13 protein-coding genes are annotated in these 13,582 nt (G+C 71.2%); 6 read left to right on the top strand and 7 right to left on the bottom strand.

Annotated elements, in window-relative coordinates; translation table 11 throughout:
* Positions 1-24 precede the first annotated feature (24 nt).
* From JIG36_RS01600 to JIG36_RS01610, 3 genes are all read left to right on the top strand, one after another.
* Positions 25-2,220: a glycoside hydrolase family 3 N-terminal domain-containing protein gene (locus JIG36_RS01600; protein WP_203374156.1), complete on the top strand. Its 2,196-nt coding sequence runs from the start codon at positions 25-27 to the stop codon at positions 2,218-2,220.
* Between the two features lie 140 nt (positions 2,221-2,360).
* Complete coding sequence (locus JIG36_RS01605; RefSeq protein ID WP_203374157.1) at positions 2,361-2,987, top strand: hypothetical protein; 627 nt, start codon at positions 2,361-2,363, stop codon at positions 2,985-2,987.
* A 144-nt stretch (positions 2,988-3,131) separates the two neighbouring features.
* Positions 3,132-4,544: a PepSY-associated TM helix domain-containing protein gene (locus JIG36_RS01610; protein WP_203374158.1), complete on the top strand. Its 1,413-nt coding sequence runs from the start codon at positions 3,132-3,134 to the stop codon at positions 4,542-4,544.
* Here the strand turns inward: JIG36_RS01610 and JIG36_RS01615 are convergent.
* Positions 4,487-5,377 carry an SDR family NAD(P)-dependent oxidoreductase gene (locus JIG36_RS01615; RefSeq protein WP_203374159.1) on the bottom strand — a complete coding sequence of 297 codons (891 nt, stop codon included), beginning with the start codon at positions 5,375-5,377 and terminating at the stop codon, positions 4,487-4,489. The two genes, JIG36_RS01610 and JIG36_RS01615, sit on opposite strands and share 58 nt — an antisense overlap.
* An 82-nt stretch (positions 5,378-5,459) precedes the next feature.
* On the opposite strand from JIG36_RS01615, the gene JIG36_RS01620 reads away from it, so the two are divergent.
* On the top strand, positions 5,460-6,377 hold the full coding sequence (locus JIG36_RS01620; RefSeq protein WP_203374160.1) for a LysR family transcriptional regulator: 918 nt from the start codon (positions 5,460-5,462) through the stop codon (positions 6,375-6,377).
* Here the strand turns inward: JIG36_RS01620 and JIG36_RS01625 are convergent.
* From JIG36_RS01625 to JIG36_RS01645, 5 genes are all read right to left on the bottom strand, one after another.
* Positions 6,374-6,907 (bottom strand): copper resistance CopC family protein, encoded by a 534-nt coding sequence (locus tag JIG36_RS01625; RefSeq protein ID WP_203374161.1) that lies wholly within the window; start codon positions 6,905-6,907, stop codon positions 6,374-6,376. The two genes, JIG36_RS01620 and JIG36_RS01625, sit on opposite strands and share 4 nt — an antisense overlap.
* Positions 6,904-8,076, bottom strand: coding sequence for a Dyp-type peroxidase (locus JIG36_RS01630; protein WP_203374162.1), 1,173 nt, complete (start codon positions 8,074-8,076; stop codon positions 6,904-6,906). Before JIG36_RS01630 ends, JIG36_RS01625 begins: the two co-directional genes overlap by 4 nt.
* A gap of 73 nt (positions 8,077-8,149) precedes the next feature.
* Positions 8,150-8,689: a copper chaperone PCu(A)C gene (locus JIG36_RS01635; protein ID WP_203374163.1), complete on the bottom strand. Its 540-nt coding sequence runs from the start codon at positions 8,687-8,689 to the stop codon at positions 8,150-8,152.
* A 79-nt stretch (positions 8,690-8,768) separates the two neighbouring features.
* A complete protein-coding gene (locus tag JIG36_RS01640) occupies positions 8,769-9,143 on the bottom strand; it encodes a hypothetical protein (protein ID WP_203374164.1) in 375 nt (124 codons plus the stop codon).
* A 141-nt stretch (positions 9,144-9,284) separates the two neighbouring features.
* Positions 9,285-11,240 carry a bifunctional copper resistance protein CopD/cytochrome c oxidase assembly protein gene (locus JIG36_RS01645; RefSeq protein ID WP_307872518.1) on the bottom strand — a complete coding sequence of 652 codons (1,956 nt, stop codon included), beginning with the start codon at positions 11,238-11,240 and terminating at the stop codon, positions 9,285-9,287.
* 99 nt (positions 11,241-11,339) lie between these two features.
* Between JIG36_RS01645 and JIG36_RS01650 the strand changes: the two genes are divergently transcribed.
* A complete protein-coding gene (locus tag JIG36_RS01650; protein ID WP_203374165.1) occupies positions 11,340-11,843 on the top strand; it encodes a hypothetical protein in 504 nt (167 codons plus the stop codon).
* Here the strand turns inward: JIG36_RS01650 and JIG36_RS01655 are convergent.
* Positions 11,805-12,911, bottom strand: coding sequence for an epoxide hydrolase family protein (locus JIG36_RS01655; protein ID WP_203374166.1), 1,107 nt, complete (start codon positions 12,909-12,911; stop codon positions 11,805-11,807). The genes JIG36_RS01650 and JIG36_RS01655 overlap by 39 nt on opposite strands.
* Before the next feature lie 90 nt (positions 12,912-13,001).
* Here JIG36_RS01655 and JIG36_RS01660 point away from each other — a divergent pair, with 90 nt between their 5' ends.
* Positions 13,002-13,514, top strand: coding sequence for a CGNR zinc finger domain-containing protein (locus JIG36_RS01660; protein ID WP_307872519.1), 513 nt, complete (start codon positions 13,002-13,004; stop codon positions 13,512-13,514).
* The last annotated feature ends 68 nt before the right edge of the window (positions 13,515-13,582 follow it).

Raw genomic sequence — 13,582 nt, forward strand, 5'->3', positions numbered from 1 at the left:
ACGTCGGTCAACCAGGGAGATCGCATGAAAGACGTCGACGACCTGCTCGCGCGCATGTCACCCGAGGAGAAGGCGGCCCAGCTGACGCAGTTCTTCTACTTCAAGCTGCCGGCCGAGGCCGCCAAGCCCGATCCGGCCCTCGGGTTCGACAGCGAGGCCCAGCCGCGGGCGGTCGAGGAGTCGCTGAGGACCGGCGGCGCGGGCTCGCTGCTCTTCGTCACCGACCCGGCCGAGATCAACCGGTTGCAGCGCCTGGCGATCGAGGGCAACCCGCACGGCGTGCCGCTGCTGTTCGGCTTCGACGTCATCCACGGCCTGCGCACCATCTTCCCGGTGCCGATCGCGATGGCCGCCTCGTGGGACCCCGAGACCATCGAGCGCGGGCAGGCGGTGGCCGCCCGCGAGGCCCGGGCCGTGGGCATCCACTGGACGTTCGCCCCGATGGTCGACATCGCCCGCGACCCGCGCTGGGGCCGCATCGTCGAGGGGGCCGGCGAAGACCCGTACCTCGGCGCGGTCGTCGCGGCTGCCCAAGTGCGCGGCTTCCAGAACGACAACGGGGTCATCGCCGGCCCCAAGCACTTCGCGGGATACGGCGCGGCGATCGGCGGCCGCGACTACGACCAGGCCGACATCTCCGACCACGAGCTCTGGAACGTCTATTTCCCGCCGTTCCAGGCCGCGGTCGAGGCCGGCGCCGGCAACGTCATGACGGCGTACATGAACCTCAACGGTGTGCCCGCCTCGGCCAGCCACTGGCTGTTCACCGAGGTGCTGCGGGACACGTGGGGCTTCGACGGCTTCGTGGTGACCGACGCCAACGCCGCCCGCAACCTGGTCACCCACGGCTACGCACGTGACCTGGCCGAGGCCGGTGCCCGGGCGGTGACGGCGGGCGTAGACATGGAGATGGCGATCAGCGACCCGGCGTACGCCCACCTGGCCGGCAACGTCGACGTCGAGGTGCTCGACCAGCGGGCCCGCAAGGTCCTGGAGGCCAAGGCCAAGCTGGGGCTCTTCGACAACCCGTACGTGGATGAGGACAACGCCCGCCAGGTGCTGGCCGACCCCGCGCACCGCGACGTGGCCCGAGTGGCCGCCCAGCGCTCGGCGGTGCTGCTGCGCAACGAGGGCGACCTGCTCCCCCTCGACGCCGGCACGCTGGGTTCGATCGCCGTCATCGGCCCGCTCGCCGACTCGCGGCGCGACACGCTCGGCCCGTGGGTGTTCGACTACGACCTGTCCGAGACCGTCACCGTGCTCGACGGTGTGCGCCAGGCGGCCGGCGACCGCCTGCGGGTCGACTACGCCCAGGGCATCCCGGTGGCGCAGCGGACGTTCCCGTCGATGTTCGACATGTTCGGCGGCAACGCCCCGAGCGACCCCGAGGGCTTCGACCCCGAGGCCGCCTTCGCCGAGGCCGTCACCAAGGCCACCGCGGCCGACGTCGCGGTGGTGGTGCTCGGCGAGTGGCAGAACATGATCGGTGAGGCGGCGTCACGCTCGTCGCTGGAGCTGCCCGGCCGCCAGCTCGACCTGCTCAAGGCGATCGTGGCCACCGGCACCCCGACCGTCCTGCTGGTGATGAACGGCCGCCCGCTCGACCTGCGCTGGGCCGCCGAGCACGTGCCGGCGATCCTCGACATCTGGTACCCGGGCACGCAGGGCGGCCACGCCGTGGCCGACCTGCTCTTCGGGGCGGTCTCGCCCGGCGGCAAGCTGCCCTTCACATGGCCGCGGACCGTCGGGCAGGTCCCGATGATCTATGCGCACACCACCTCGCACGAGCCCGAGAACCAGGCGCGCCGCTACTGGGACGAGGCCAGCACGCCGTTGTTCCCGTTCGGTCACGGCCTGAGCTACGCCCGGTTCGGCTTCTCCGGGCTGACGATCGACAACCCTTCCTCCGTACGCGATGAGCCCGTCGCCGTCTCGGTCGAGGTGACCAACGACTCCGATCGTGAGGCGGCCGAGGTCGTGCAGCTGTATCTGCACCAGCGCCACGGAACGGCGTCCCGGCCCGTACGGGAACTGAAGGGTTTTCAGCGTGTCGTCGTGCCCGCCCGGTCGAGCCGGCGTGTGGAGTTCACGGTCGGCCCGCAGCAGCGGCGCTACTGGAACGCCGGCGCCCGCGACTGGGTGCTCGACGCGTCCACCTTCGACGTGTGGGTGGGCGGCAGCTCGGAGGCCTCGCTGCACGGCACGTTCGAGGTGAGCTGACCGACCGCGGCCTGATGTGTCCCGGCCCGATCGGGACACATCAGGGACAGCGGGAGTGGCACGCAGCCCTGCCCGCCCGGGACGCGCCCATCAGAGAGTTCTCCTCGTCAATGACGCACCAACGAACGAGGAGAACGGCCATGTCCGTCACCGTCAACCCGGCCCCGGCCCGCACCGACGACCCCACCACCCGAGCCACCGCGACGGCCGTACGCCGTACGGGCTGGCTGGTCGCCGCCGGCGCCGCCATCTGGGCCGGCGCCACCGCCCTCTACAGCCCGCAGACCACCGACCCGGTCGGCGTCGTGGTCACCGACCTGGGCGCGCTGCCCTTCCAGATCGGGCTGTTCGCGCTGGTCACCATGCAGCTGCGGACGGCCGCCACCGGCACCTCGCGGGTCGCCCGGGGCATGCTGCGGGTCGAGTACGCGCTTCTCACCCTGGCCACGCTCTGGACCGTGCTGCACGCCGCCCTGCCCGGCTCTCGGGACGCGGTCTGGATGCACGTGCTGGACATGTTCTGGCCGCTGTCGATGCTCGGCATGTTCGTGATCGGCGTGAAGATCGCCCTCACCGGCCGCTGGAAGGGCCTGGCCCGTGGGTGGCCGCTGGTCGCCGAGAGCTGGGCCGTGGTCTGCGTCCCGATCATGGGCATCTTCGGCATGGGGATCGGTCAGATCGCGGCCGTCACCCACCTGCTGATCGGCTACACCACGCTCGGCGTCATCCTGGCCCTGCGCCCCCACCTGACCGGGGCCCGGGACTGACCCCGGGCCGGTGCCGCCACCCTCGCCGGCGGCCGCCTCCCGATAGGGAGACGGCCGCCGGATGTGCGCCTGGGAACTTTCTGACAAGCGGGGACGACCAACGCTTGGTTCCCCGGCTCTCATCCCCCGACCACGAGGTGGCCCATGTCGACCGTCGCCCCACCCACGGCCGTACGCCCGGCGCAGAAACCCCGCGACACCCGCACTTTTGGTCCGCTCCTGTTACGCCTGCACTTCTACGCCGGCATCTTCGTCGCGCCGTTCCTGTTCGTAGCCGCCCTGACCGGGCTCGCCTACACCCTCACCCCGCAGATCGACCAGATTGTGTACGCCGACGAGCTGACCGTGGCGAGCACCGACGGCACACCGAGGCCGCTGGCCGAGCAGATCACCGCCGCCCGCACCGCGCACCCCGACGGCGAGATCGCGACGATCCGCCCCGGCGAGGGCGACGCCACCACGCAGGTCGACTTCAACGTGCCCAGCCTCGAGAACGACCGGCAGCACACGGTCTACGTCGACCCGTACACCGCCGAGGTGAAGGGCCAGCTCACCACCTGGTTCTCCTACACGCCGGTGAAGACCTGGTTCGACGACTTCCACCGCAACCTGCAGCTGGGCGACCTCGGACGGCACTACTCCGAGTTCGCGGCGAGCTGGCTGGCGATCATCGCGCTGGGCGGGCTCGCCCTCTGGTGGCGACGGCAACGCACCGCCCGCAAGATGCTCACGCCGGAGTTGAGCGCACGAAAAGGCGTACGGCGGACGCGCAGTTTCCACGCGGCGACGGGCGTCTGGCTCACCGTCGGGCTGCTGTTCCTGGCCGCGACCGGCCTGACGTGGTCGCGCTATGCGGGTGAGAACTTCGGCGCCGCCCTCGACGCGCTCAACTCGCGTACCCCCACGCTCTCGACCGGCGTCACCGCCCCCGCCGGCGCCCACCACGGCGGTTCCGCCTCGACGGCCGGTTTCGATCCGGCCACTGTGGACTCGGTGGTCGCCGTCGCCCGGGACAACGGCCTGGACGGCCCGTTGGAGCTGACCGTCCCCGCCGACGCGACGACGGCGTGGTCGGTGGCGCAGAACGACGACACCTTTCCCGTACGCAAGGACAAGCTCGCCGTCGACGCCACCTCCCGGACCGTGGTCGACCGGATCGACTTCGCCGACATTCCCCTGCTGGCCAAGCTGACCAGCCTGGGCGTGTCCGCGCACATGGGCAACCTGTTCGGCCTGGCCAACCAGATCCTGTTGGCGTTGCTGGCGATCGGCCTGCTGTGCGTGATCGTCTGGGGATACCGGATGTGGTGGCAGCGCCGCCCCACCCGGGCCGGCCGCCGAGCCGTGGTGGGGGCGCCGCCCGCCCGCGGCTCCTGGCTGCGGATGCCGACCTGGGGCATCGTCGTCGGCGTGCCGGTGGTGTTCGGGCTGGCCTGGGTGGTGCCGATGTTCGGTATTCCGCTGGCCGGTTTCCTGCTGATCGACATCCTGGTGGGCGCTTATCGAGGCCGGCGGCGACCCGAGATCCCCGTTTCCCCGGCGCCCGCCGGCAGCTGAGCCGCTACCGCTGTCGGGGCAGCAGCCTTGGCGCCGAACGCCTTGACCGACACCGGCTGCCAGTCGCGCCACGTCTGCAGGCGCTCCTCGTACAAGGCCTCGATCACCGGGAACAGCTTGCCCAGAATCAAGCGCCGAGGCGGATCCGCGGCGTCCACCAGCTCGAGAATCGCGGGCTTGGTGGCGTCCGGATCGCCGACCTCGAACTCGGGCGCGGTCGCGGCCCGGGCCTCGTCGTAGTCGGCCCGCTCGGCGCTGCGCCGTGAGCCCCGGTCGAGCCAGTCGGTCGCGTACGGGCCGGGCTCGACGCATGTGACCCGGATGCCGAAGCCCTCGACCTCCTGCGCGAGGGCCTCCGACAGCCCTTCGAGCGCCCACTTCGAGGCATGGTAGGCGCCGATGCCGGGATATGCCCGGACTCCGCCCTCGCTGGTCACCTGCAGCAGGTGCCCGCCGCCCTGTCGGCGCAGGAACGGCAGCGCGGCCTGGGTGACCCAGACGGCGCCGAAGAAGTTCGTCTCCATCTGCTGCCGCAGCTCGCGTTCGGTCAGCTCCTCGACCATGCCGAAGTGGCCGTAGCCGGCGTTGTTCACGACCACGTCGAGCCGCCCGAACCGTTGCACCGCATGCTCCACGGCCCCGAACACGCCCTCGCGGTCGGTGACGTCGAGTTCCAGCGGCAGCACCGATTCCCCGAACCGTTCGACGAGGTCCTTCAGCTTCGTCGTGTCGCGGGCGGTGGCGGCGACCCGGTCACCGCGCTCCAGAGCGGCCTCGGCCCAGAGGCGACCGAACCCGCTCGACGTACCGGTGATGAACCAGATTTTGCTCATGCGACCCAGTCTTGCGCCGGTTCCGGCATGCCACCAGCGATTGATCGTCAGGTCGGATATTCCGTACTGGAATACTGGGGTCATGAGCCTGGACGTTCATCCGCAGCTGTTGCGCGCTCTGCGGGCCGTGCTCGACACCGGATCGCTGACCGCCGCGTCCGAACAGCTCGGGTTCACGCAGTCGGCGCTCTCCAAACAGATCGCGGCCCTGGAGACCGCCGCCGGCACCCAGCTGTTCCGCCGCGGCCCACGGGGCGTCGAACCCACCGAGGCCGGCCACCGGTTGGCCGTACGGGCGGCGGCGATCCTCGACCAGTTCGACGCGGCCCAGCGCGAGCTGGACGACTTGGCGGCCCCGCTCGGCGGCCGGGTCGCCCTCGGCGGCTTCCCCACGACGGCCATGGCCCTGGTGCCCCGCACGATCGCCCGGGTCCGGGCCGAGCATCCGTCGGTCGGCATCGACTTCCAGGAGTCGTCGACGCCCGTGCAGATCCGGCGGTTGCGGGCGGGCCGGCTCGACCTGGCGATCCTGTCCTCGGGCGAGGGCCTGCCCGACTGGGACCTGACCGGCGTCGAACTCGAACGTCTCCCGTCCGGCCGCCTGATGGTCGCGGTGTCCCGGAGGCACCGCCTGGCTCGCGCCGGCCGGGTCGGGGTGGCCGAGCTGGCGGACGAGGCCTGGATCGCCGGGCGGGGCGCTCGGGGTGAGCCTCAGTTCGGGGCGTGGCCGACGGTCCCGCACCCCTCGGTCGTGGCCGAGCTGGGTGACTGGTCGGCGCGGCTGGGCTTCGTGGCGGCCGGCCTGGGGATCACCACCGTCCCCAGCCTGGCCGCCGACGCGCTGCCCTCGGGTGTCGTGGCCGTCGAGGTCGACGATCCGGGCTGGGAGGGCCGCTCGATGGGGCTGGCCCGGATCGGCGCTTTGACCCCTCAGGCGGCGGCCGTGCGTGTGGCCCTGTTCCAGGAGGCCCGCCTGATCGCCGATCGTGGTGGCCGCTAGGTGCGTTTCGGCCGCCGTCCGGAAGTGGCGAAGTAGGCCGCCGCGGCGATCAAGGCAGCGCCGAGCACGGCCAAGCTGATCAGCAGCCCGGCCGGGATTCCGCCAGAATCGTTGGACACGGCGGCCACTGCGCTCGGCGCGGCTGCTGCGGATGGCGGAGGGCCGACCGTGAAGCCGTACGAACCCTGGACCGTGTGGCCGTCCTTCGACACCACCCGGTAGGCGACCGTGTAGGCGCCGGCGGTCAGCGGGCCGTCCACGCTCACCGTGGCCGTCGCCGCCGCTACGACGGGCGGCGCGGCTGGGATCCGTTGCTGGGCCGCGTTGCTGAGGACGACCGTGGTGAACTCGGGGTTCAGGTCTTCGCTGAACCGTAGGGTCACCACCGAAGGGGCCTCGGGCAGGGCGGCGCCGGCGGCGGGAACGGACGACAGCAACTGCGCGTGGGCTGACGCCGGCGCAGCGGGCGCGAGCACAGCCACGGCGGCCACCGCGGCCACGATCACGGCAACGGAACGGGATCGCGTCACGCCAGCACCTGCTCGCCGATCCAGCCGTCCTCGTCGCAGCCGGGTGGTACGGCGAAGACCGCCGAGCCGATCGGGGTGATCCACTCGTTGAGCAGGTCCTTGTCGGCCAGGCGTTGCTGGATGGGGACGTACTGCTGGGCGATGTCGCGCTGGTACGACGCGAAGATCAGGCCCGAGTCGGGGTGACCGGCCGCGTTCGGGGCGCCGTCGTAGTTGTACGGGCGGCGCAGGATCTTCATCGCCGGGTCGGTGACGCGGGCCCGGGTCACGTGCGAGAAGTCGGGCATCGCGGGCAGGCCGGAGGCGTCCAGCTTGGCGAAGTCGGGCTCGTCACGCTCCTGCGTGCCGCTCAGCGGGGCGCCGGATTCGAGGCGCCGGCCGACCGCGTTCTCCTTGTCGGCCACGGCCAGGATGTCCCACGTCTCGATCTCGGCGCGGATCCGGCGCACCACCAGCTGGGTCGAGCCGTCCTGATTCCACACGGCAGGCTCGATCTCGGCGCCGCGCGGGTTGGCGGTGCCGTCCATCTGGCCCAGCACGTTGCGCTGGGTGTGTTCGGGGGCCTGGACGCCGGGACTGCGCCGGAAACCCTGCTGCACCCAGCGCACCGAGGCGAACGGGCGGGTGTCCTTGATGAGCATCCGCTGGGTGTGTGCGACGGTCAGCGGGTCGTCGGCGCAGATCTGCAGCAGCAGGTCGCCGCCCGACCAGCGCCGTTCCAGGCGATCGATCTTGAATGTGGGCAGGTCGGTGACGGGCGGCTCGAGGCCGGCGGCGCGATAGAGGCCGGGGCCGAACCCGAACGTGACGGTCAGCCGGGCCGGGAGCACGGCGAGCGTCGCGTCGGTGTCGCCCAGCGCCGGCACGCCCTGGGTGAGGCGCCGGGCGTCGTCGGTGAGCAGCCGCATCATGCGGGCCAGGGCCCGCCGGTCGGCGCCGGCGGGCAGGGTGAACGCCACGAACGAGGCGTGCGCGGGCGGGTCCTCGGCGATGCCGGCCTGGCGCGGCCCGTGGAACGGGACCGTGGCCGTGCCGGTGGTCAGCGCCACGGCGGCCGCGACCGGGGCGGGAGCGTCCCGCCCGGTCGTGGCGGCCACCGCGGCGCCACCCGCGACACCGAGCCCGGCCACAGCCGCACCCCCGGCCAGCAGCCGACGCCGCGACGTCACAGCGCCACCCAAAAGCCACGCGACACCGCAGCACCATCAGAAAAAGACGCCGCAGCACCGGAAAGGCGTGACGTCACGGCGCCATGCTCCCCATGTGACCGGGGTCGTAACTCTCCTGCGCGCCCACGAACGGCTTGGCGATCGCCGTGAACGGCACGGTCGACCCGTCGGCCAGTTTCAGCGTGAACGTGACCTCGTCGCCGGGCTCGATCGCCTTCGCGGGCTTCATCAGCATCAGGTGGTCGCCGCCGGGCGCCAGCTCGTGCGTGCCGTTGGCCTTGATGACGAAGCCGCCCTCCTTGGGCTGCATCACCATCTTGCCGTCCTTCATCGTCATCTCGTGCAGTTCCAGCGGTGACGCCGGGGACTCGGCGGCGGTGATGGTGACGTCGGCGCCGGTGTCGTTGACCAGGGTGCCGAACGCGGCCGTCATCTCGCCGGCCGGTCCCGCCTTCACCCACGGGTCCTTGATGGTCAGCGTCGCCGCCGACGACGACGTCGCCGGAGCGGGCGTGCCGCCGCTTGCGGAGTCGCTGCCGCCGCAACCGGCGAGCCCGAATGTGGTCAGTGCGCCGGCCAGCGCCATTGCGGCCAGGGTGCGGAGATTTCGCATGATGTCCGTTCCTCGTCGGGGACTGCGATGCTTTGGTCCCGATCGAGGCCCGGGAAGTTCCCGCCGAAACAAAGAAATCTCAGATGCAGCGCGCGCCCTTGAGGCCCGTCGACAGCTCGTGCCCGTCGTCACCCTCCACGCTGACCGACGAGATGTCACCGGTGTAGGCGACCTTGGCCGCCTCCTCGCAGATCTCGCGCGCGGTCTCCTTCTCGGTCGGCGCGAGCGACGTCAGGATCGACACCATGGTGCAGCTCCCGATCACCTCGACCACCTCGACGGCGTCCGACGTCATCACGCCCGCGACCGCCTTCACGGTGTCGTCACCGCACTTCGGGGCCGGCGTCGAGGTCGGCATGGCGTCGTTCGCGTCGGGAATGTCGTCGAAGAGGCTCGCGCAACCGGACAGCGAGACGGTGGCCAGGAGGGCGACAAGGGCAACACGAATCTTCATGCAGGTAAGGCTGAGCCGAGCCGCCAAAAAATCGCTAAAGCGTTCCCCGTACGGGGTCACGAACGCGCCGAAGCAACCCGTCGCGGCCCGCGTCACGAGTCCCTAAAGCGGCACGTCACGAGTCCCGGAAAGCGGGCCACCTCACGAGTCCCGGTGTGCGGCCAGGAAAGCGTTGTACCGGGCCAGTTCGTCCTCCTCCCCCGAGGCGTCGGCCCGGTCGGCGGCCCTGTCCAGGCGCGCCTGTTCGCGTTCGTCGGAACGGACCCACTGCCGTACGAGCAGAAGCATCACCACCACCGCCGGCAACTCGCCGAAGGCCCACGCCAGCGACGCCCCGAGATGCTGATCGGCGAGCAGCGACGCCGCCCAGGGCGGGTGCACCGCGCTGTACCAGTCCTCGGCGATGACCGTGGTCGACTGCAGCAGCACGAACCCGAAGAACGCGTGCGCCACCATGGCCAGGAAGTGCACGACCGTCAGCAGCGCCGGATGCACCCGCCGCCGCCCGGGGTCGGTGCCGATGAGCACCCAGAACAGCAGGTAGCCGGCCAGCACGAAGTGCACCAGCATGGCGAGGTGGCCGAGGTGGTAGCGCATGAGTGTGCCCAGCAGGCCACCCATGTAGAGCCCGTAGAGGCTGGCCACATAGATGACCAGCGCGACCAGCGGATGGCTCAGGAACCGGGCCGCGCGGCTGTGCAGGGCCAGCAGCAGCCATTCGCGGGCGCCGCGCACCTGCGGGTCGGCCGGGCGGCGCAGCGTCCGCAACGCGAGGGTGACCGGGGCGCCGCCGACGAGCAGGATCGGCACGGCCATCGAGAGCACCATGTGCTGCACCATGTGGACGCTGAACAGCACGTACGCGTAACGGGCGACGCCGAGCCCGGTGACCGCGCCGAGCAGCAGCAGGCCGCCCACGAAGGAGGCGGTGCGCGCGAGGGGCCAGGCGTGCCCGGCTCGGCGCAGGCGGACGACCCCGGTCAGGTAGGCGGCGATGCCGACGGCCACGATCGTCAGAAAGAACATGTCGGGCAACGGGTTGGCCAGCATGTCGCGGGCGGTGGGCGGGCCGGGCATCGCGAAGCCGAGGAGTTCGACGAGCGGGTCCGGCTCGGTCACGTTTTCCGGTACGGGGGTGGGGCTGCGCGACAACGCCACGGCCAGTCCGCTCGCCGCGGCCAGCACGACGAGTTCCCCGGCGGCCAGGCGGACGAAGGCGAACGTGGTGGCGGCCCGCAGGGTCCGGGTGCGGTGCACGGCCCCGATCGCCCCCACCGCTAGCAGCGCCAAAACCTTGAGGAGCACCAGGGTCCCGTACGGGGAACCGGACAACGCATCCCACGAACCGAGCCGGACGGCCGCGTTGACGGTGCCGCTGACCGCCGTGGCCACGAAACACGCCAGGGCGAGCCGGCTGTAGCGCGCGGCCGTGTCGGTGAAACGGCGGTGACGCCGTACGAGAAGAACGCCCGTCAAACCACCCACCCACAGCGCGGCGCCCAGCACGTGCAGGGCCAGGCTGGTCACCGCGATCTGATGGTTGCCGGCGCCGGCCGAGTGCCCGGTGAACGTCGGTGGCAGCAGCGCCACCATCGCCAGGCCCGCCGTGACCGCGGCCGTTCCCCGCGAAAGCCCGGCCCGGCTGAGCACGGCGACGGCCAGCGCGGCACCGATCTGCAGCAGCAGCGCCTGCCCCTGCGAGATGGAGAACGCGAAGCTGACCACGGCTTGCCGGCTGAGCCCACCGACCGGCATACCGAGGATGTCCGACACGGTGAAGACCACGACGGCGGCCGAGCTGAGCGCCCATCCGAGGGCCAGCCAGGTGATGCGGCGCAGGAGCACCCACCCGTACGCGGCGACGCTGCGCCCGTCACCCGGAAGCAGGAACGCCGCCGTGACCGCGAGCCCGACAGTCAGCACCCCCAGGATCTCGCTCAGCAGCGTGAACCCGGGCAGCGCCCATTCGGTCAGGGCGCCCGGAGCGGGTATGCCCGGCAGCACCTCCCCGTCCACGCCGCCGGAGAGAACGAGAGCCGTCACCATCACCAAACCGGCCGCGCCCACGGCCGTCCCGGCCACAACCGGAGTCTTCACACCACCTAGCACCAGGGTTAGTCGTCCGATCGGCCCTCCGAGTTCCCGGCTGTCGCCGACCTGCCAGCCCCGACGCGGGAAAAGTCCTAACGTCGCACGATGGACGACAACGGAGCCACCTGGACCGACATCGCCGGATTCGCCACGGCTCTCGCGTCGTTGCTGATCGCGCTGATCGCCGTGATCCTCGCGATCCGCACCGACCGCCGATCCCGTGAGGTCCTGAAGATTCAGACCTACCTGTCGCTGCGGTCCCGCTTCATCGAGCTCCTGCAGAAACTCGGCGAGCTCGAGGACACCCGCCCGGCCGACGATCCGGAGCTGCGGCTGGCACGGGTGGCCTACTGGCATCACAGCTGGGACGAGTGGTACCTCTCGGAGCGGCTGTCGCGGGCCGAGTTCGGCGGCATGTGGGACGGCTTCTTCTCGAAGGCGATGCTGGCCGGGCTCCGCCATTCCGCGCTGCGCCAGACCCTCGACGACCTGCGGGCCTCCGACCAGGCCGGGTTCGGCAGCTGGGCTCAGGAGTTCATCGCCGAGGTGGAACGGCTGGAGAAGGCCTCGTCACCGCCCGCGAAAGAAGGCGACCAGGTCAGCGGCTAAGAGTTCGGTTTCCTCGTACGCCGCGAAGTGGCCGCCCCGCGGCATGAGGGTGTAGCGGGTCACGTTGCAGGCCCGCTCGACCCAGCTGCGCGGCTGGATGCCCTTGATGTCGGCCGGGAAGAACGCGACCGCCGTCGGCACCTCCACCCGGCCGACCGGTGGCACCAGGCCGTGCTCGCGCTCGTAGTAGGGCCGGAACGACGTCGAGATCGAGCCGGTGAACCAGTAGAGCGACGCCTGGGTGAGCAGGAAGTCGTCGTCGAACTTGCCGTAGTCGTCGCTCCACGTGCGGTACTTCTCGACGATCCAGGCGAGCAGCCCGGACGGCGAGTCGGTCAATCCCTGCGCGAGGGTCAGCGGCTTGGTGGACTGCTCGTGCGAGTAACCGCCCTCGGCCTCGAGCCACTGCCGCTTGGTCTGGAGGAACACCCGCTCCTCGTCGGTCAGCGACGCCGGGTCCCACGAGGGCGGATCGGCCACGTCGAGCACGTGCATGCCGGTCAAGGCCTCGGGATAGGCCTCGGCGAGCCGGATGACATCACCGGCGCCGATGTCCGAGCCGTGCACCCCGTACCGCTGGAAGCCCAGCTCGTCGTGCATGAGCCGGTGCCACAGGTCGTGAGTGTGGGCTCCCCCGAGCTCGGGCCGTTGCGGCGCGGGCCCGTAGCCGGGCAGCGACGGGACGATCACGGTGAACGCTTCCTCCGCGCGGCCGCCGAAGCGGGACGGCGCGGACAGACGCTCGGCCAGGCCGGTCAGCTCGAGGAACGAACTGGGCCAGCCGTTGGCGATCAGCAGCGGCGGCGCGCCGGCCTGCTCGCCGTCGTAGCGCAGGTAGTGCACGGGCTGGCCGCCGATCTCGGCGACGTGGGACGGCAGCGCGTTGATGGCGGCCTCGTGCTTGCGCCAGTCGTAGGCCGACGCCCAGCGGTCGACCAGCCGCCGCAGCTCGCCGCCGTCGACCCCGGCCTCACCGGGCGCGATCGGCCACGGCGTGGCCCATCGGGTCGCCCGCAGGCGGGCCCGCAGGTCGTCAAGGTCCGCGTCGGAAACGTTCAGCAGAGTCATCGTTCCTCCCTCATCTCCTGTCGACACCATCAAACGCTAATACCGGTGTTGGGCGCATGTCAAACACCGATGAAGCGTTATGATGGTGTCGTGGCTGATCTGGACCGGGTCGTGGAATTCCTCAACACGCTCGACGAACGCACGTTCCGCCGCCACGGCGAGCACCACGTCGGGGGTGAGCAACTGACGTCTCCGCAGGCCCTGTCCGACTGGCTGGCCGATGGCACCGAGGCCCGACCGGCCGACCTGCGGGCCGCCATCGCGCTGCGGACGGCCCTGCGCGAGAGCGATCCGGCCACCCTCGCCGACTTCCCCGTTCGTCTGACGCCAGGTCCGGCGGGCCACCTGCGCCTGGCCGCGGCCACCGGCCGGCCCTGGCTCGACGAGATCGTCGAGGCGGTGGCGGCGAGCGTGGCCCGCGACGACTGGAAACGGGTCAAGCTCTGCGACGCGCCGGACTGCCGTTGGGCGTTCCACGACACCTCCCGCAACGGCCGCGGCCGCTGGTGCGAGATGGGGGTCTGCGGCAACCGGCACAAGACGCGCGCCTATCGCGAGCGGGAACTATCACGGCGCGGGGAGCGACTGTCACCGAGTGAGTGACCAGGACGAACAGGCCGTACGACCGCGATGCCACGCCCGGCGTCGGCGAACCGGAGCAGGGTGGTCCC

This window comes from Paractinoplanes ovalisporus (assembly GCF_016834655.1).
In the GTDB taxonomy this organism is placed as follows: Bacteria; Actinomycetota; Actinomycetes; order Mycobacteriales; family Micromonosporaceae; genus Actinoplanes; species Actinoplanes ovalisporus.

What these genes read in the sequence shown, in the direction of transcription:
- JIG36_RS01640 (WP_203374164.1), bottom strand. Translation starts at nt 9,143, where the DNA reads ATGAAGATTCGTGTTGCCCTTGTCGCCCTCCTGGCCACCGTCTCGCTG.
- JIG36_RS01610 (WP_203374158.1), top strand. Translation starts at nt 3,132, where the DNA reads ATGTCGACCGTCGCCCCACCCACGGCCGTACGCCCGGCGCAGAAACCC.
- JIG36_RS01635 (WP_203374163.1), bottom strand. Translation starts at nt 8,689, where the DNA reads ATGCGAAATCTCCGCACCCTGGCCGCAATGGCGCTGGCCGGCGCACTG.
- JIG36_RS01655 (WP_203374166.1), bottom strand. Translation starts at nt 12,911, where the DNA reads ATGACTCTGCTGAACGTTTCCGACGCGGACCTTGACGACCTGCGGGCC.
- JIG36_RS01620 (WP_203374160.1), top strand. Translation starts at nt 5,460, where the DNA reads ATGAGCCTGGACGTTCATCCGCAGCTGTTGCGCGCTCTGCGGGCCGTG.
- JIG36_RS01600 (WP_203374156.1), top strand. Translation starts at nt 25, where the DNA reads ATGAAAGACGTCGACGACCTGCTCGCGCGCATGTCACCCGAGGAGAAG.
- JIG36_RS01605 (WP_203374157.1), top strand. Translation starts at nt 2,361, where the DNA reads ATGTCCGTCACCGTCAACCCGGCCCCGGCCCGCACCGACGACCCCACC.
- JIG36_RS01615 (WP_203374159.1), bottom strand. Translation starts at nt 5,377, where the DNA reads ATGAGCAAAATCTGGTTCATCACCGGTACGTCGAGCGGGTTCGGTCGC.
- JIG36_RS01650 (WP_203374165.1), top strand. Translation starts at nt 11,340, where the DNA reads ATGGACGACAACGGAGCCACCTGGACCGACATCGCCGGATTCGCCACG.